Origin of the sequence: Pseudomonas silesiensis (assembly GCF_001661075.1) — a bacterium.
GTDB classification, from domain to species: Bacteria; Pseudomonadota; Gammaproteobacteria; order Pseudomonadales; family Pseudomonadaceae; genus Aquipseudomonas; species Aquipseudomonas silesiensis.
Genome location: NZ_CP014870.1, coordinates 3,705,124 through 3,724,096 on the forward strand (window position 1 = coordinate 3,705,124; position 18,973 = coordinate 3,724,096).

At 62.8% G+C, this 18,973-nt stretch carries 14 protein-coding genes; 11 read left to right on the top strand and 3 right to left on the bottom strand.

Features of this window, described 5'->3' with window-relative positions:
- Positions 1-51: 51 nt before the first annotated feature.
- Positions 52-978, bottom strand: a complete 927-nt coding sequence (locus tag PMA3_RS16435) for a LysR family transcriptional regulator (RefSeq protein ID WP_064678154.1) — start codon at positions 976-978, stop codon at positions 52-54.
- A 176-nt stretch (positions 979-1,154) separates the two neighbouring features.
- Here PMA3_RS16435 and PMA3_RS16440 point away from each other — a divergent pair, with 176 nt between their 5' ends.
- The 11 genes from PMA3_RS16440 (at position 1,155) to PMA3_RS16490 (ending at position 13,735) form a co-directional block, all read left to right on the top strand.
- A complete protein-coding gene (locus PMA3_RS16440) occupies positions 1,155-2,294 on the top strand; it encodes an iron-containing alcohol dehydrogenase (protein ID WP_064678155.1) in 1,140 nt (379 codons plus the stop codon).
- A gap of 76 nt (positions 2,295-2,370) precedes the next feature.
- Positions 2,371-3,150, top strand: a complete 780-nt coding sequence (locus tag PMA3_RS16445; RefSeq protein ID WP_064678156.1) for an enoyl-CoA hydratase-related protein — start codon at positions 2,371-2,373, stop codon at positions 3,148-3,150.
- A 1-nt stretch (position 3,151) separates the two neighbouring features.
- A complete protein-coding gene (locus PMA3_RS16450) occupies positions 3,152-4,360 on the top strand; it encodes a CaiB/BaiF CoA transferase family protein (protein ID WP_064678157.1) in 1,209 nt (402 codons plus the stop codon).
- A 173-nt stretch (positions 4,361-4,533) separates the two neighbouring features.
- Positions 4,534-5,577 (top strand): TRAP transporter substrate-binding protein, encoded by a 1,044-nt coding sequence (locus PMA3_RS16455; protein ID WP_064678158.1) that lies wholly within the window; start codon positions 4,534-4,536, stop codon positions 5,575-5,577.
- Between the two features lie 15 nt (positions 5,578-5,592).
- Positions 5,593-7,491, top strand: a complete 1,899-nt coding sequence (locus tag PMA3_RS16460; RefSeq protein WP_064678159.1) for a TRAP transporter large permease — start codon at positions 5,593-5,595, stop codon at positions 7,489-7,491.
- A 69-nt stretch (positions 7,492-7,560) separates the two neighbouring features.
- Positions 7,561-8,022 (top strand): thioesterase family protein, encoded by a 462-nt coding sequence (locus tag PMA3_RS16465; RefSeq protein WP_064678160.1) that lies wholly within the window; start codon positions 7,561-7,563, stop codon positions 8,020-8,022.
- A gap of 15 nt (positions 8,023-8,037) precedes the next feature.
- Positions 8,038-8,997 carry an amidohydrolase family protein gene (locus PMA3_RS16470; RefSeq protein ID WP_064678161.1) on the top strand — a complete coding sequence of 320 codons (960 nt, stop codon included), beginning with the start codon at positions 8,038-8,040 and terminating at the stop codon, positions 8,995-8,997.
- Positions 8,990-9,949, top strand: a complete 960-nt coding sequence (locus PMA3_RS16475) for an amidohydrolase family protein (protein WP_064678162.1) — start codon at positions 8,990-8,992, stop codon at positions 9,947-9,949. The genes PMA3_RS16470 and PMA3_RS16475 overlap by 8 nt, the downstream gene beginning before the upstream one ends.
- Positions 9,950-9,980: 31 nt before the next feature.
- Positions 9,981-11,558 carry an aldehyde dehydrogenase (NADP(+)) gene (locus tag PMA3_RS16480; protein ID WP_064678163.1) on the top strand — a complete coding sequence of 526 codons (1,578 nt, stop codon included), beginning with the start codon at positions 9,981-9,983 and terminating at the stop codon, positions 11,556-11,558.
- 130 nt (positions 11,559-11,688) lie between these two features.
- Positions 11,689-12,261, top strand: coding sequence for a PPC domain-containing DNA-binding protein (locus tag PMA3_RS16485; RefSeq protein WP_064678164.1), 573 nt, complete (start codon positions 11,689-11,691; stop codon positions 12,259-12,261).
- A gap of 166 nt (positions 12,262-12,427) precedes the next feature.
- Positions 12,428-13,735: an OprD family porin gene (locus PMA3_RS16490; RefSeq protein ID WP_064678165.1), complete on the top strand. Its 1,308-nt coding sequence runs from the start codon at positions 12,428-12,430 to the stop codon at positions 13,733-13,735.
- A gap of 212 nt (positions 13,736-13,947) precedes the next feature.
- On the opposite strand, the gene treS is transcribed toward PMA3_RS16490, so the two are convergent.
- Together treS and mdeB are read right to left on the bottom strand one after the other, a co-directional pair.
- Positions 13,948-16,014, bottom strand: coding sequence for a maltose alpha-D-glucosyltransferase (gene treS / locus PMA3_RS16495; protein ID WP_064678166.1), 2,067 nt, complete (start codon positions 16,012-16,014; stop codon positions 13,948-13,950).
- A gap of 169 nt (positions 16,015-16,183) precedes the next feature.
- The gene (mdeB, locus tag PMA3_RS16500) at positions 16,184-18,883 is read right to left on the bottom strand and encodes an alpha-ketoglutarate dehydrogenase (protein ID WP_064678167.1); all 2,700 of its coding nucleotides are present in this window, start codon (positions 18,881-18,883) and stop codon (positions 16,184-16,186) included.
- Positions 18,884-18,973: the final 90 nt, after the last annotated feature.

Consider the following 18,973-nt stretch of genomic DNA (forward strand, 5'->3'; position numbering starts at 1 on the left):
AGCGGGATGGGTCGGGGCTTTATAAAAGTGCACGCCGGCGCACCGGACCGTTCAACGGGGAGGATTGAGCAAGGCCTCGCGCAGCAGTCTGGCGGCCGGCGAGTCGGGCACGCCTTTGCGCGACACCAGCTCATAGGGTTCGCTGCGCGAGGTAATGGGCAACGGTAGCGTGGTAGTAAAGCCATAGCCGGTGCAGAATTTCGCCACGTCAGTCGACACCAGTGCGACCAGGGTCGGGTTTTCCTGGAGCAGCGACAACGTCGCGAAGGCCGAGGTCGTCTCCAGCAGGTGCACCGGGAAGCGCAAGTCGGCCTCGTGGAATTCCCGTTCCAGCAGCAGGCGCATGGGCATGTTGGCGCGATAGACCACCCAGCGGTAATCAACCAGATCCTTCAGGGACAGCTGCCTGGCATAGGCGAACGGATGCTGGGTGCTGGCGATCACCGCCAGGGTTTCCTCGACGAAGGTCGCGCTCTCATACAAGTAGGGCGTGGTGCTGACGGTGGTGCGGCAGATCGCCAGGTCCAGCCGCCCGGAATCCAGCTGGCCGAGCAGCGCGGCGCTGGTGTCTTCGACGATTTCGATGGACAGCTTCGGGTGATCGGCAATCACCCGGCTGATCGCCGTGGTCAATAAAGGCACGGCGCCCATGATGGTGCCGACCGCCACCCGTCCGCCCTCGCCGCTCATGATCCCGATGATCTCTTCACGCAGGTGCGCAAGGTCGGTCTGGATCAGCCGCGCATAACGAATCACCGAGCGTCCGGCATCGTTTGGCTCTAGCCCGCGGTTAGTTCGGGTGAACAGCGAGGTGCCAAAGGTGGTTTCGATTTCCTGCAGCGCCTTGCTGGCACCGGGCTGGGTCAGTGCGACCTGTTTGGCCGCGCCCAGCAAGGAGCCGTGCTCATCCAGGGCTATCAATAAACGCAGCTGCTTGACGTGCAGCCGGGACATGATCGAGTTCAGTGAGGGCGTCATCAGGCTTAACTAAAAGTTATAGAGGTATCGAAAGTTGTCAGTATCGGGGCTCGCCACGACGGCCCTATAGTCCACTCCACAACCAGGCAATGCAATGGGTTTGACCAGAGCGCGACAGCCCTCCTGCCACCCAGCCGATTGCGACAACAACAATCCTGTATAACTTGTGGTGAATCATGTCCCTCATCAATTACGTCACCAAGATCCAGTTCGGCTACGACAGCCTGCAGCAACTGGCCTCGGAAGCCGAACGCGCCGGCATCACTCGTCCGCTGATCGTCACCGACGTTGGTGTACGCAATGCCGGTATCGTCGACAAAGTCATCGCCGCCCTGGGCGCCGCACATACCCCCTCGATTTTCGATGCCACCCCGCCCAACCCGAACGAACACGTCGTGCGCCAAGCCGTGGCGCAATACCACCTCGGCGAGTGCAATGGCATCATCGCCGTCGGCGGCGGTTCTTCCATCGACCTGGCCAAGGGCGTCGCTGTCTGCGCCACCCATGACGGCCCGCTGCAAAGCTTCGCGGTGATCGAAGGCGGGCTGGATCGCATCACCTCGGCCACCGCCCCTCTGATCGCGATTCCGACCACCGCCGGCACCGGCAGCGAAGTCGGGCGTGGCGCCATCCTGATCCTCGACGATGGCCGTAAAGTGGGCGTAATCTCACCTTATGTCGTGCCACGCGTGGCCATCTGCGACCCCGAGCTGACCCTGGGCCTGCCGCCCATGCTCACCGCCGCCACCGGTATGGACGCCATCGCCCATTGCATCGAGACCTTCATGGCGCCGGCCTTCAACCCCGCGGCGGACGGCATCGCCCTCGATGGCCTGTGGCGCGCCTGGGAACACATCGAGCGCGCCACTACCGAACCGGGTGACCGCGAAGCGCGGATGAACATGATGAGTGCCTCGATGCAGGGCGCCCTCGCGTTCCAAAAGGGCCTGGGCTGTGTGCACAGCCTGTCCCACGCCTTGGGCGGGATCAACCCGAAGCTGCATCACGGCACCTTGAACGCGATCTTCCTGCCAGCGGTGGTGGACTTCAACGCCAACGCACCCACGGTTCGCGATGAACGCAAGCTCGAACGCCTGCGCCACGCCATGGGCCTGGAGGCTGGTGCGAATATCGGAACGGCCATCGAGGACATGACCCGCCGCCTGGGCCTGCCGACCCGCCTGCGTGACATCGGCGTCGACGAAAGCCTGTTTGCCGGGATCGTCGAAGACGCGTTGCACGATCACAGCCACAAGACCAACCCCCGGGAAGCCTCGTCCGCGGACTACCTGTCGATGCTCCAGCAGTCACTGTAAACAGCCGCTATCCCACAACAATAAAACAGGAGGCAGCCGCATCGTCGAACCGAGATTCGACGCCAGCGGCACCATCATGACCCCCACTGTCCTTATCGAACGGCAAGACGCCATTGCCATCGTCACCCTCAGCCACCCGGGAAAAATGAACGCCCTGACCTTGTCCATGTGGCAGGACCTGGGTGATGTCATGACCGAGCTTGCCGCTGACGCCAGCGTGCGCTGCGTGGTGTTGCGCGGCGCCGGCGAACAGGCCTTTGCCGCTGGCGCCGATGTTGGCGAGTTCCCGACCGTGCGCGCCAACCAGGCTCAAGCCCGGGTGTATGCCGAGGTCACCTCTGCCGCCATGCGCGCCGTTGTCGAGTGCCCGCACCCGGTGGTCGCCATGATCCACGGCGTATGCGTCGGCGGCGGCCTGGAAATCGCCGCGCTGTGTGACCTGCGCATCTGCGGCACTTCCAGTCGCTTCGGTGCGCCGGTCGGCAAGCTCGGCCTGGTCATGTCTTACGACGAAATGGCCGGGCTGGTCGCGCTGGCCGGACGCTCGACCACCCTGGAAATCCTGCTCGAAGGCCGCATTCTCGACGCTAACGACGCCTACGTGAAGAACCTGGTGACCCGCGTCGTGGCAGACGCCGAGGTCGAAGCCGAGACCCTCGCCACCGCCAGACGCATTGTCACCGGCGCGCCCCTCGTCGCCCGCTGGCATCGCCAGGCCGCACGCCAGCTAGAAGCCGGTGTTGCACCCACCGCCGAGCAAGTCGACCGCAGTTACGCCTGCTACGACACCGAAGATTTTCAGATCGGCCTGAATGCTTTCATCGCGAAAGCCAAACCACAGTTCAAGGGGAAATGACATGGGACCGCTGACAGGCATGCGCGTTGTAGAACTGGCTCACATCATGTCCGGCCCGGTGTGCGGGATGATGCTGGCCGACATGGGCGCCGACGTGGTGAAAGTCGAGAAAGTCCCGGACGGCGATGATTCGCGCCGCTTCTCGCCGATCATGGCCAGCGGCGAATCCGCCTCGTTCATGGTGGTCAACCGCAACAAGCGTGGCATCGGCCTGAACCTGAAGACCGACGGTGGCCGCGACGTGTTGCGCCGCCTGTTGCTGGAGGCCGACGTGGTCACGGAAAACTACCGGGCCGGCACCATGGAGAAATTCGGCCTGGGCTATGAAGCGCTCAAAGTGATCAACCCCGGGCTGATCTACTGCGCGATCTCCGGTTACGGGCGCAGCGGGCCGTTCGGCGAGAAAGGCGGCTTCGACCTGATCGCCCAGGGCATGAGCGGCATGATGAGCATGACCGGTGAAGCCGGGCGCGAACCGGTCAAGGCCGGCTCGCCCGTGGCCGACATCAACTCCGGCATCCTCGCCGCCCTCGGCATCTGCGCCGCCTACGCCGCCAAGCAGAAAACCGGCCTGGGGCAGATGGTCGACACCTCGTTGTTCGAAGCCGGTCTGCAACAGATGTACTGGCCGGCGGCCGCGTACTTCGCCGATGGCACCATCCTGCCGAAGATGGGTTCGGCCAACTCCACCAGCGCGCCGTACCAGGTATTTCGCACCGCCGACGGCTGGATCAACATCGGCGCCGCCAACCAGGCCAACTACGAGCGACTGGTCGAGGCCCTGGCCGTTCCCCAACTCAAAGCCGATCCACGCTTCGCCAGCAATGCGTTGCGCATGGAGCACCGCCTGGCCCTGGTGGAAATCCTCAACGAAGTGCTAGTGGCGCGCACCACGGATGAATGGATGGTGTTGTTCGACGACCTCGGCCTGCCTGCCGGGCCGGTCCTGGACATCGCCGCAGCGCTGGCCCACCCGCAAACCATCGCCCGGGGCATGGTCGTCGAGACCGAACACCCCACCGAAGGCCGGGTACGCGGCATGGGCCTGCCGATTCACTTCTCCGACATGGACGGCGCCGCACCGCCGGCCAGTCGCCACGCACCGCTGCTCGGCGAACACACCCGCGAAGTGTTGAAGGAAAGTGGTTATGCGGAAGATGAGATTGATGAGCTGATTCGAACCCGGGCGGTGGTGGCGCTGGCGTCCTGAGCCGCCACAACACCTGAACCCGATCCCGATCCTGATCCCCTGTAGGAGCGAGCTTGCTCGCGATGGACCTGAGAGCGCCGCGTTCAACCAGAAAGCCCGCGTCATCGTTAACGACCATCGCGAGCAAGCTCGCTCCCACAGGTCAGAACAACAACAATAACAAGGTGAACATCATGAGCCGTATCTTGACCGAGGCCGTCAGCCGCCGATCATTTCTAATGTCAGCGGGCATCACCGTGGGCGGTGCATTCGCCGCCAACCTGCTGCCCTCCAGCGTCTTCGCCGCGACCAAACCCATCGTGCTGCGCTACACCAGCAGCCTGCCCGACACCCACCCGCTGAACATCCAGATGAAGGCCGCATCGCTCGCCATCAAGACCGAAACCAACGGCGCGGTGGACCTGCAGGTATACGCCAACGGCGCCATGGGCGGCGACACCGACATGTTGTCCCAGGTGCGTGCCGGGGCGATCGACTTCATCCCATTGCCCGGCGCGATTCTCTCCACCCTGGTGCCCGCCATGTCCATTGAAAGCATGCCGTTTGCCTTCAAGGACTACGACAGCGTCTGGGCCGCCCTGGACGGCAAGCTCGGCGAGTACGTGCGCGCCAAGACCGCCAAGGTCGGTCTGATCCCGATGGAAAAAGTGTGGAACAACGGCTTCCGCCAGATCACCAGCTCGACACGGCCGATCTTCACCCCGCAAGACCTGGCCGGCTTCAAACTGCGAGTGCTGGTCAGCCCGCTGTGGACCTCCATGTTCAGCGCGCTGGGCGCCTCCCCGACCGGCATCAGCATCAACGAAACCTACTCGGCGTTGCAGACCAAAGTGGTCGACGGCCAGGAAAACCCGCTGGTGGTGGTCGAGTCCGCGCGTTTCTACGAAGTGCAGAAGTACTGCTCGATGACCGACCACATCTGGGGCGGCTTCTGGATCGTCGCCTCGGGCAAGACTTTTCCGAAACTGCCGGCGGATGTGCAGGAAATCGTTTCCCGCCAGATCAACGCCGCGGCACTGGTCCAGCGCCAACAGGTGATCGACCTCAACGCCAGCCTCGAACCGTCGCTGACTGCCCATGGCATCAGCTTCAACAAGGTCGACCGCGCACTATTCAGGGCCGACCTGCAATCGAAAGGTTTCTACACCCAATGGAAGGAAAAGTACGGCGACGAAGCCTGGAGCTTGCTCGAGCAGTACGCGGGTCAACTGTCCTAAGCCGGAGACAAGGTCATGAAAAACGAACTGCCAATGACGGATATTTCTCCCGCTGAAGGACTCAGCCCGCGCGCCGCCACCTTTCGTCTCGGTCGCGCACTCGACACCGGCCTGCGCTGGCTGACCGAAGGCAGCGCAGCGTTGCTGGTGGTGGTCGAAGTCGTGTTGTTGTTCTGCAACGTGTTCTCGCGCTACGTGCTCAACCAGCCCATTGTCTGGGGCGACGAACTGGCCTCGCTGCTGTTCCTCTGGCTGGCCATGCTCGGCTCGGTGGTGGCAATGCGCCGGGGCGAGCATATGCGCCTCACCTCGTTCATTGCGCGGCTGCCCGTGGAGAAACGCGCCTTCGTCGACACCCTCGGCGCGGTGATCGTGATCACCTTCATCGGGCTGCTATTCACCCCGGCCTGGGAGTACGTCAGCGACGAATGGATCATCACCACCGCCGCCCTGGAAATTCCCAACGCCTTTCGCGTGTCGGCCATCGCGGTGGGCCTGAGCCTGATGCTGATGACCTGTGTCGCCCGCCTGCTGACCAGTGCGCGGTTGATCGACTTCTCGGTGTCGGTGGCGATGCTCGCCTCCCTCGGCGGATTGCTGTGGGTGGCGGAAGGCCCCCTGCTGCTGATGGGCAACTGGAACCTGGTCATCTTCTTCATGATCGGCGTGATGGCGATGATCATCATCGGCGTGCCGATCATGGTCGCGTTCGGCCTGGCCACCGTGGCATACCTGTCGACCATGACCGGCACGCCCCTTAGCCTGGTGGTGGGCCGGATGGACGAAGGCATGGCCAGCCTGATCCTGCTGGCGATCCCGCTGTTTGTATTCTTGGGCGCATTGATCGAAGCCATGGGCATGGCCCGGGCGATGATCAATTTCCTGTGTTCGTTGATCGGCCATGTGCGTGGCGGCCTGTCCTACGTGCTGATCGGTGCCATTTACCTGATCTCCGGTATTTCCGGGTCGAAAGCTGCCGACATGGCCGCCATCGCCCCGGCGCTGTTTCCGGAAATGAAGAAGCGTGGCGAAGATGAAAACGAACTGGTGGCGATGCTCAACGCCTCCGGGGCGATGTCGGAAACCATCCCGCCAAGCCTGGTGTTGATCACCATCGGCTCGGTGACCGGCGTGTCGATCTCTGCCCTGTTCACCGGTGGCTTCATGCCCGCAGTGGTGGGCGCAATCGCCATGGCGGCGGTGATCTGGTGGAAAAACCGCAAAGGCGAGGCCTCCACCGGCAAGCGCGCTTCGGGCAAGGAAATCGTGCGCTCGCTGCTGGTCGCGGTGCCGGCCCTGGCGTTGCCCTTTGTGATCCGCACCGCGGTGGTCGAAGGCGTCGCCACCGCTACCGAAGTCGCTGCCATCGGCGTCGCCTATACCTTTATCGTTGGCCTGCTGTGCTACCGCTGCTTCGACTGGCGCCGCCTGTATCCGATCCTGGTCAGCACCGCATCGTTGTCCGGCGCGATCCTGATCATCATCGGCAGTGCGACCGCCATGGCCTGGGCCCTGACCCAGTCGGGCTTCTCCCATCAGTTGGCGCAAGTGATGTCGACGGTGCCGGGGGGTGCGCTGGGTTTCCTGATCATTTCCGCCGTGGCGTTCATCCTGCTGGGCAGTTTTCTGGAGGGCATCCCGGCCATCGTGCTGTTCGGGCCGCTGCTGTTCCCTATTGCCAAGGCCATGGGCATCCACGACGTGCATTACGCCATGGTCGCCATCTTCGCCATGGGCCTGGGTCTGTTCGCCCCGCCCTTTGGCGTGGGCTTCTACGCCGCCTGCGCCATTGCCAAGGTCGACCCCAGCGGTGCGATGCGCCGGGTCTGGCCGTACCTCGGGGCGCTGGTCGTCGCCTTGGGCGTGCTGATCGCCGTGCCATGGATCTCCATCGGTTTCCTGCCCACTAAATAAATCATCCTATGCCATCCCGGCCGACGGTCGTCGTTTCGACTGTCGGCACTTTCAAACACGAGGTTGCACATGAATTTTTCCACGCTGGAAGCCGGTATCGCCGCCACCGAACGCCACCTGATCGTCGACCAGGAACGCACCATCTCCTTCCTGGGCGAGGACTTGCGCATCTATGCCACGCCACGCCTGGTGAACGACATCGAACAAACCTGCCTGGACTATCTGCTGACCTTCCTCGACGAGGGTGAGAACACCGTCGGTGCGGCAGTCGATATCCGGCATGTCGGCGCAACGCTGCTGGGCATGTCGGTGAGCATCGTGGCGACGGTCACCCGGGTCGAGGGTCGCAGCGTCACGTTCAATGTCGAGGTGCGCGATGACGTCGAGCTGGTGGCGACCGCCGCCCACACCCGGGTGGTGGTGAACGTGGCCAAACTGCGCAGCCGCGTGCAGGCCAAGGCCGTAGCGGCCGCCGCCGGCGAAGTCGAAGACGGCGTGCTCAGCCCTTCCCAATTCGCCGCGTCGCGCTGAGCAAGGGACGACCCCATGATCACCCTGCATGAACGCAACGGCCTGCCGAATCTTGCGGCCGTGGATGCGCTGCCGATTGTCGATGCCCACCATCACCTGTGGGACCTGGGCAACGGTCGCTACCCCTGGCTGCAGAACGAGTATCACGAGGAATTCTTTCTCGGCGACTATCACAGCCTGTGCCGTGATTTCCTGCCAGAACACTTCCTCGCCCTGACCGAAAGACAACGGCTGGTGGGCACGGTGCACGTCGAGGCCGAGCGCGCGCGCGACGAGCAGGTCGCCGAGACCCGCTGGCTAGAACAGGTGCACGCACGTTATGGCTTCCCGAATGCCATCGTCGCCCACGCCTGGTTCGACCGCGAAGACAGCGCCGAGATTCTCGCGGCCCAGGCGGCCCGGCCATTGGTCAAAGGCATACGTTCGAAGCCGGTCACCTCGGCGTCGCCGGACGTGTCGATTGCCGGCGCCAGGGGAACCATGCAGGACCCGAAATGGCTGGAGGGCTTTTCGCGGCTGGCTGAACACGGCCTGTCGTGGGACCTGCGCGTACCGCCCTGGCACCTGGTCGAAGCGGCTGAAGTGGCGGCGATATTTCCGCAGATCCAGATCGCCCTGAACCACACCGGGTTCGCCTGGGACCGCAGCCCGCAAGGCATGGCGCGCTGGCGCAAGGGCCTGGAAGCACTGGCCTTGCAACCCAATGTGCAGATCAAGCTGTCGGAGTTCGGCCTGAAAGATTCTCCCTGGAACTACGACGACAACCGGGTTGTGGTCCTGACGGCGCTGGAAATCTTCGGTCCCGAGCGCTGCATGTTCGCCAGCAACTTCCCGGTTGCCGGATTGCGCGCCTCCTACGACACGATTGCCGATGGCATGGCGGCGATGCTCGCGCCCTTGGGTCGTGCGGTACAGGAAGCGGTGTTCGCCGACAACGCCCGGCGCTTTTATCGTCTGGAGCAACCCCATGAATGACGTCTCCACCTTCGACTGGCGCGCGCATTTCCTGGCCAGCGGCGAGGACGCGGACTTGCCGATCGTCGACGCGCACCAACACTATTTCGACATCGAACAGCACTACTACCCGTGGCTGAACGATCGCCCGTTGCGGCCCTTTCGTTATGGCGATTACTCGTCGATCTGCCGCAACTTCCTGCCCGCGGACTATCGGCGGTTGAGCGGCCGTCATCGCATCGTGCAGACGGTGGTCATCGAGGGTGAATGGGACCCGGCGACGCCCGCTGACGAGGTGCGCTTTGTCGAGTCATTGGCGCTACACGAACCCACCCTGGCCGCCATGGTCGGGCAAGTCTGGCTCGATCGGGAAGATGCGGCGGATCTGCTTCGCCTCTACGGCGATCACCCCTTGGTGCGCGGCGTGCGTCACAAACCCGTGGTGACCAGCCTTGAGGCCTGGCGTGAAGATTTCGCGGCACCTGGCTCCATGCGTGATCCCCGCTGGCGCGACGGGTATGCCCGACTGGCGGAAAACGGCCTGCACTTCGAGTTGCAGGCGCCGTGGTGGCATTTGTCGGAAGCGGCCGAGCTGGCCAGGGACTTTCCCGACGTGACCATCGTGGTCAATCACACGGCGCTGCCGGCGGATCGTTCGGAGCAAGGCCTGGCCGGCTGGCGTGACAACCTCGCGCTATTGGCACGGGAGCCAAACGTCGCGCTGAAGATTTCCGGCATCTGCATCCAGGGCAAGGCCTGGCCTGTCGAGTCGAACCGCGTGGTGGTGAACGATGCCATCTCGATTTTCGACGTCAGTCGCTGTGCCTTCGCCAGCAATTACCCGGTCGACGGTGTAGTGAACAGCCTCGGCGAAGTGCTCGACGGCTTCAAGACCATCGTCCGCGACCGCTCCCTCGCCGACCGGCTTGCCCTGTTTCATGACAACGCCCGACGGATTTATCGACTCACTTGATTCCGATTTTTACAGCCCTTCAGGAGGTTCCATGTTTGAAGTTTCAGGCCACAACTACATCGCAGGCACTCGTTCGGCACAAGGCTCGAACACCTTGCAGAGCCACGATGCCAGCACGGGTGAAGCCCTGCCGTATCAATTCCATCAGGCAACAGTCGACGAAGTGAATGCGGCCGCCGAAGCAGCGGCCTCGGCCTTCCCGGTCTTTCGCAATCTTTCGGCCGCCCGCCGCGCCGGGTTCCTCGACGCCATCGCCACCGAGCTCGAGGCGCTGGACGATTCGTTCATTGCCCTGGTTTGCCGGGAAACCGCCCTGCCCGCCGGCCGCATCCAGGGCGAGCGGTCCCGCACCAGCGGGCAGATGCGCCTGTTCGCCACGATGCTGCGCCGCGGCGATTTTTATGGCGCGCGCATCGACCGTGCCTTGCCGGACCGCCAACCACTGCCCCGGCCGGACCTGCGCCAGTACCGTACCGGGCTCGGTCCGGTCGCGGTGTTCGGCGCCAGCAATTTCCCGCTGGCCTTCTCCACCGCCGGCGGCGACACCGCCTCGGCCCTCGCCGCGGGATGCCCGGTGGTGTTCAAGGCCCACAGCGGTCATATGGCCACCGCCGATTATGTCGCCGATGCGATCACTCGCGCCGCGCGCAAAACCGGCATGCCCGAGGGCGTGTTCAACATGCTCTACGGCAGCGTCGGCGAGGCCCTGGTCAAGCACCCGTCGATCCAGGCCGTGGGCTTCACCGGCTCGTTGCGCGGCGGGCGAGCGTTGTGTGACATGGCCGCGGCACGCCCGCAACCGATCCCGGTGTTCGCCGAGATGAGCAGCATCAACCCGGTGGTGCTGATGCCCCAGGCGCTGAAAGTCCGGGGTACGAAAATCGCCACCGACCTGGCCGCTTCCGTGGTGTTGGGCGCGGGGCAGTTCTGCACTAATCCCGGTCTGGTGCTGGGCATCCGCTCACCGGAGTTCTCCGCCTTTCTCGAACGTTTTACCGGCCTGATGGGCGAACAACCCGCGCAAACGATGCTCAACGCCGGCGCGTTGAAAAGCTATTGCCACGGCCTGGACAACCTTCGCGCCCATCCCGGCATCACCCACCTGGCCGGCGCCGGGCAACAGGGCAACCAGGCGCAGCCGCAAGTGTTCAAGGCCGACGCCGGCCTGTTGATCGAGGGTGATGAGCTACTGCAGGAAGAAGTCTTTGGCCCGACCACCATCGTGGTCGAAGTCGCTGACCAGGCCGGGTTGCTCGAGGCGTTGAACGGTTTGCGCGGTCAATTGACCGCCACCCTGATCGTCGAAGCTGCCGAACTCGACACCCTGGGCGACGTTCTGGCCCTGCTGGAACAGAAGGTCGGCCGCGTGCTGTTCAACGGTTATCCCACCGGGGTGGAAGTCTGCGATGCCATGGTCCACGGCGGGCCGTACCCGGCGACTTCGGATGCACGGGGTACCTCGGTCGGGACGCTGGCGATCGATCGCTTTCTGCGTCCGGTGTGTTACCAGAATTGTCCCGACAGCTTACTGCCAGACGCGTTGAAGAACAGCAATCCGCTGGGTATTGCGCGCTTGATTAATGGGGTCGGCAGCCGCGATGCGCTGTAACTCACCCAGCCACGACATCAACTGACACCCCCTGTCGACCACCCCTCTGACACCTGTTGAAAAACAGGTGACGGACGCTCTCGCCCAGAAAAACCGCAGTATCCACAACAACAAAAACAGAGGAAGCCCCATGCAAGTTCAACTTCACCCGAAACAGCGCTTTTGCAAATTGATGTTGGCCGTGACCGCCGCCGTGATGATTAACACGGCGGCCACTCAACTGGCCATTGCCGAAACCGCGACCACCGCGACGACAGCGCCCATGCAATGTGCAACCGAAGCGACACCGCGCTATACCAAGACCCCTACCGGTTATCTCATGGTCCTGCGCATGGGCGACAACGCCTTCAAGGAACTGACCAAACTGGCTATCGCCGAAAAGATCCCGAGCGCCTCCATCAGTGGTATCGGCTTCGGCATCGTCAAGTTCGGGTTCTGGAACAAGGACAAAAAGGAGTTCGACGCCAAGACCTTCAGCAACGTTGAAATGGCCAGCATTACCGGCTCCGTGGCTTGGAAGAACGATCAACCCTCGATTCATATGCACGGTGTTGCCGGGGACGCCAGCTTCCAGGCCTATGGCGGCCACATCCTCGACTTCGAAGTCACCACCGGCTCGATGGAAGTCACCGTGATCGTCCATCAGCGTCGCCTGGAGCGCGGGATCGATCCGTGCATTGGCGCCAATGTGCTGGGTATTTAACCCAAAGTTTTCTAACTCAACGACATCGCTCCCCCAGGCACCGCACTTTGCCGGCAGCCGCCATGGCGGGAGCAACCCTTACTTCCCTCGAATCTTGCATCTGACCGATGGCATGCGCGGACTCGTCCGCTCCCAACTTCAAACTACAAAAAAAGGGGCGATATACATGAGCAACAAGAAAACGGCGCTAACGGTTGCACTGGGCGCTATTGCACTCGGCAGCCAGGCCCACGCGGACTTCCTGAGTGACAGCAAAGCTACTTTGGGGATGCGCAACTTCTACTTCAATAACGACAACCGCGACGGCACAGCCGCGCCTTCGAAAACCGAAGAGTGGGCCCAGGGTTTCATGCTCGACTACAAGTCGGGTTATACCGACGGCACGATCGGTATTGGCGTCGACGCCCTGGGGTTGATGGGCATTACCCTGGACAGCGGCATGGGGCGGCACGTCGGCAGTTCGATGATTCCCTCGGACAGTGACAACAGCGCGGTCGACCAGTGGAGCCGACTGGGGCTGACCGGCAAGGTCAAGGTCTCGAAAAGCGAACTGCGCCTGGGCACACTGATGCCGAAGCTGCCAATCCTGGTCTCCAACGACGGTCGCCTGCTGCCCCAGACCTTCGAAGGCGGCCAGATCACTTCGGGCGAGTTCAAGGACCTGACCCTCACCGGAGGTCGAATCGAACATGCCACGGGACGGGGTTCAAGCGACCGGACCGGGTTGGCCGCCACCGGTGGCACCCGTGAGAGCAATGAATTCGACTTCGCCGGTGGCGACTGGAAAGTCACCAAGGACCTGACGGCGCAGTATTACTACGCCAACCTGGAAAACTACTACACCCAGCAATTTTTCGGCCTGATCCACACCCTGGCCATCGGCGACGGTCAATCCCTGAAAACCGACCTGCGCTACTTCAAGACCGATTCTTCCGGGGCCAACGGTTCGGGGACCTCAGGTTATCGAATCAGTGGTTACACAGAAGACAATGACGGCGAGATCGACAACCGCACCTGGAGCGCCGCGCTGGTGTACACCCTGGGCGGCCATGGCATCACCGCAGGCTATCAAAGCGTTTCCAGCGGCAGCAACTTCACCCAACTTAGCCAGGGCAACCTGCCCGACAAGGGTGCCGGCGGTGCCAGTCTGTACCTGTATACCGATCGCCTGATCCAGACCTTCACCCGCGCGGGCGAGCGCACTGCCTTCGGCCAGTACGCCTACGACTTCGCCGCCCTCGGCGTGCCGGGCTTGAAAGCCTCGGTCATCTACCTGAGCGGCGACCATATCAAGACAGCCTCGGGTGACGAGCAGAAGGAATGGGAACGGGATATCAGCCTGGACTACACGATCCAGTCCAGCGCGCTCAAGGGCGTCGGCTTCGGCTGGCGTAACGGCGAGACCAACAGCGAAGCGTCCCGCGACCAGGACCAGAACCGGTTGTTTGTCAGCTACAGCGTGCCGCTGCTTTAACCACGCGGCCGCATTTTCTGTGTACGACCCGATCGCCTGTAGGAGCTGGCTTGCCAGCGAAGACGGTCTATCGGCCAATACATGTGTCGACTGACACGCCTCCTTCGCTGGCAAGCCAGCTCCTACATTTTGACCTTCGCCAGGCGCAGGAATCGCGCATACAAAAACGCCACCCTGAAACGAGTGGCGTTTTTTATTCAGGGCATACAGCCCTAGATCATCGGCGAACTGCTGACCACCCTCAGCGCCAGTCCTTCATAGGCATCCAGGGTGATGGTGAAATCGCCCTCCGGCGTGAGATCGCCTTCAACCCGTTCATTGATGATGTCGACCACCGGCCCGGGCGCAATGTTGGGCAGGTGCAGGGTTTCGGTGATCGGTGTCGAGCCGAAGTTCAGCGCGGTGATTTGCGTGCCTCTACCGGCCGGCAACTCATGGACCATGACCAGCAGCCCCGGATGCTCGACATCCGGCACCAGGATCTGGCGGCTGGCGGCGATGTCGTAGGCGCGGCGCGCCGCGAGAATCTTCTGCAGCTGCGAGACAAACGAATCCGGGTCGTCCAATTGACTGGTCAGGCTGCCGTACAAGGTTTGCGCCCGTGGCATCTGGCCCGCCGACAGCAGCGCATCGGGATTGAGATCGACCAGGTCATAGGCACCGCGATGAATCCAGCGGGTATCGCCATCGAGCATCAAGTCCGCGACCTGCTCCGCCGGCAACGGCAATGCACCCACCAGGTCCCATCCCGACAGGGCGAACACCCCGGGTTGCATGGCGTTGTACATCACCAGCAGCAAATGGACCTGGCGAATCTGCCGGATATCCGCCGGGGTGATCGCATCGAGGTCGCGAATGCCGAGCGCCGCGGTGATGATGCTGGCGGTGGTGCAGGACACGCCATTGGTGACGAATTTCAGGTTATAGGGCGCGTGCTCTCCGGCCAGGCGTTCGTACATCTGCTCGCGGATGTGCTCGCGCAGGATGTTGCCGGGAAAGGTCTGCCCCTGATAAAGGAAGGTGTCATGGGCGTGCAGGGTCCAGAAATGCACCAGTTCCAGGGTCATTTCGTCATGGTTCTGCAAGGCATGGATCAGCGAGCCCGGGTCGATGCCAAGGTTGTGCATCTGGCGCAGCATCAAGCGCAAAAATTCGGTGTCGCCCATCAGCAACGCATGCTGATAGGCCGGTCGCGTGATGAAGTCATACGAGAGGTCGGCGCCGCCGTGGGACATGGAGGCGATGTCGTCGACCGTCAGGTTCAACTCCTGGAAACTGAAGCCGCCGGCCTTGCGAATCGCCCCACCCAGCAACTGGTTGCCGGTGATCGACAGCGGGTGGCTTTCGGACCAGGCGGTGCCATCCAGCTTGCGTTCGACGCCGAGAAAGCCGTTGGCATCCAGGCGCAGGATCTTCGCGCCCATGACATCGATCGCGTGCAACGCATCGCCGATGATCATCTGCTGCGCGGCGAAGGTCGGGTCCAACCAGTTCAACGACGGTTGCCCCTCCTTGAAGTAATGCAGGTAGACCCAGCGTCGCGGTTTGCCGTCGACCCCGATCACCACCGGCGTCGCGCTCCAGTCAGTTTCCTTGACCCCGGGTTCGAAGAAGATCACCCGCTGCAACTGGCCGACGATGTAATGTTTGTCCCGCAGAATGTCGACCTGTGGCGGGCTGAGATTATGCGCATCGCGCCCCTCGGCGATCTCCGGCAGCAGCGGCCAGTCCTCTTCGCGGATTTCCACCATATGGTAGAGCCCCGGATAGTCCTCATACGCCATTTCGGCCAGGCGAAAATCCGCGCCTTTACCCGTATGCGACGGGATGACGTCATCGATAATGACCGCATTGTGTGCGGCGGCCATGCGGGTCAGCGCGTGAAGCTGAGCCTCGGTGCCCAGTTGCGGGTCGATGTCGAAGCTGATCCGGTCGAAATTGCCGTCGATCGTCGGGGTGAATTCGCCGTTTTTCAGGCCGCCGGAGCGTTTCAGCGGGCCGTTGTGGATGCCCTGGATGCCGATTTTCGACAGCGCGTGCCACAGGGTTTCATCGCCCAGGGCTTCAAGCACGGTGCCCTCTTCCCGGGTGATGATGGATGCCGGGTACGCGGTGAACCACACCGACGCCAGGGCCGAAGCATCACGGGGCCGCGTATGGGCATAGGGCTGTTGCCACAATCGGCCTTGGCCGGAGTAGAGCCGGGCCCGCTGCCTTGCGGCATACAGCATGGATTGCTCGACCAGCCAGGTCACTTGGTTCTTTTCAGCAGCCGTCATATAAACAATTACCTGTTGTCGGGGTGAAACCGCAATCGGCCATTGCATCGGTATCAATGGCTCCGCTCGTCTTTATATGAGGCCCTGGCGTGGCATTCGTTGCATCACGGCGGTGTGATAGGCGCGCGGTCATGCCTGGCGAGGCGGGTCGAGGGCCAGAAGCCCGGCTTCAAGCGTCCCAAGGCGCCGGTGCATCCACGTCAATGGCATAGCGCGCAATGGCCTCGGCACAGACGCCGACGTCGAGGCGGCCCTCGTGTACCAGTGCAGTCAGCGCACTCAAGACGAGCTGATAACGGTCCACTTCAAAAAACCTGCGCAGCTGGCTACGGGTATCGCTGCGACCAAAACCATCGGTGCCGAGCACGGTGTAAGGGGCCTTGAGGTAGCTTGAGATCAACTGTGGCAAGGCGCGCACGTAATCGGTGCAGGCAATGATCGGTGCCGCGTCGTCGAGCGAGGCCTGGAGATGGCTGCGGCGCGCGGGCTGCCCCGGATGGAGGCGATTCCAGCGCTCCACTTCCCGGGCGTCACGTGCCAGCTCGCAATAGCTGGTCACGCTCCAGACCTGGCTGTCGATGTCCCAGTCGCTGGCGAGCAGCTCGGCGGCAGCCACCACTTCACGCAGGAGGGCGCCGGAGCCCAACAGCCGGACGGTGCCGCGCGCGCCCTGCACGTGATGTCCGGCAAACAGGTACATGCCCTTGATGATCGCCTGTTCCACGCCTTCAGGCAGGGTGGGTTGCGGGTAGCTTTCGTTCATCAAGGTGACGTAATAAAACTCGTCGACCTGGCGCTCCAGCATCTGACGCATGCCATGATCCAGGATCACCGCAAACTCGCCGGCAAACGCGGGGTCGTAGGCACGGCAGTTGGGCACCATCGACGCCATCAAATGGCTGTTGCCGTCCTGATGCTGCAGGCCTTCGCCGCCCAGCGTGGTGCGCCCCGCGGTAGCGCCTAGCAGGAACCCGCGAGCCCGCTGATCCGCTGCCGCCCAGATCAGATCGCCAACGCGCTGGAAGCCGAACATCGAGTAATAGATGTAGAACGGCAGCATCGGCAGGCCATGCACCGAATAGCTGGTCGCGGCGGCCACCCACGAACTGATGGCGCCGGCCTCGCTGATGCCCTCTTCGAGAATCTGCCCGTCCAGGGCTTCCCGATAACTGAGGATGGAACCGATGTCCTCGGGTTCATAGCGCTGCCCCACGCTGGAATAGATACCGATCTGCTTGAACAGGCTAGCCATGCCGAAGGTGCGAGCCTCATCCGCCACGATGGGCACGATGCGCGGTCCCAGTTGCTTGTCCCGCAGCAGACCGCCGAGCATGCGCACGAAGGCCATGGTGGTGGACATTTCCTTGCCTTCGGCTTCGAGGGCAAACCCGGCGTAGCTGTGTACATCGGGCACGGCCAATGAAGGCGAAGTTGCCGGCCGCGCCGGCATGTAGCCGCCCAATGCGCGGCGGCGTTCATGCAGGTAGCGCATTTCGGCACTGTCCTGCCCGGGCTTGAAGAAGCTCAGCGAGATCGCCTGCTCATCGGTCAACGGCAGGTTGAAGCGGTTGCGGAAGGCGAGCACGGCCTCGTTATCGAGTTTCTTCTGCTGGTGGACGGTCATCTTGCCCTGCCCGGCGGCGCCCATACCGAAGCCTTTCTTGGTGTGCGCCAGAATGACCGTGGGCCTGTTGCCCTCGCGCAGTGCGTGTTGGTACGCGGCAAAGATCTTGACCAGGTCGTGACCTCCGCGCTTGAGGCGGTCGATCTGCTCGTCGGTCAAGCCCTGGGCCAACGCCGCCAGCGCCTCGTTCTGGCCAAAGAATTGCTCGCGGTTGAAGCGCCCGTCTTTTGTCGCGAATGTCTGGAACTGGCCATCGACGGTGCTACCCAATGCCTGGACCAGCGCGCCGTCCTGATCCCGGGCAAACAGTGCGTCCCAGTCGGACCCCCAGACCAGTTTGATCACATTCCAGCCGGCACCGCCGAACAGCGCCTCCAGTTCATCGATGATGCGCCCGTTGCCCCGGACCGGACCGTCCAGCCGCTGAAGGTTGCAGTTGATCACCCAGACCAGATTATCCAGCCCTTCCCGCGCTGCCAGCGTCAGGGCGGACATGCTTTCCGGCTCATCCATTTCACCGTCGCCAAACACCCCCCAGACGGTGCGCCCGCCGGTGTCCTTCAAGCCGCGGTGCTTCAGGTAACGCATGAAGCGCGCCTGGTAGATCGAGCTGATCGGGCCGATGCCCATGGACCCGGTCGGGAACTGCCAGAAGTCCGGCATCAGCCAGGGGTGCGGATAACTCGACAACCCCCGGGCGCCATTGGCGCGCGCGCCGATCTCCTGCCGATAGTGCTGCAGATCCCTTTCCTCCAGGCGTCCCTCGAGAAAGGCCCGGGCATAGACGCCTGGCGCCGAGTGCGGCTGGTAGAACACCAGGTCACCGCCGGTCGATTCGGTACGCGCCTTGAAGAAGTGATTGAAGCCCACTTCGAACAGATCCGCCGCGCTGGCATAACTGGCGATATGCCCGCCCAGTTCGCCATAGGCGTGATTGGCCCTGGCAACCATTACCAGGGCATTCCAGCGCATGATCGACGCCAGACGCTCTTCAATGGCCAGGTCCCCTGGAAACTCCGGTTGTTGTTCAACGCTGATGGTATTGATGTAGGGCGTGCCGTGACTGGGCCGCCAGCCGATGTCCGAAGCGCTTGCCACGGCCACCAGCATGTCCAGGATCTGCCTGGCCTGCGCCGTGCCGCCGTGGGCGATGACGGACAGCAACGCATCGCGCCACTCAGCGATTTCTTCAGCGTCTTCAGGGGTCTGGCCCGGCAACCGGGCTTGGAGATCGGGCGGGATCATGGGCATCTCCTGTGAAAAGGGGGTAACCATAGATGTAGGAGCGAGCTTGCTCGCGATGGACTCAAGAGCACCGCGTTTAACCAGTAAGCA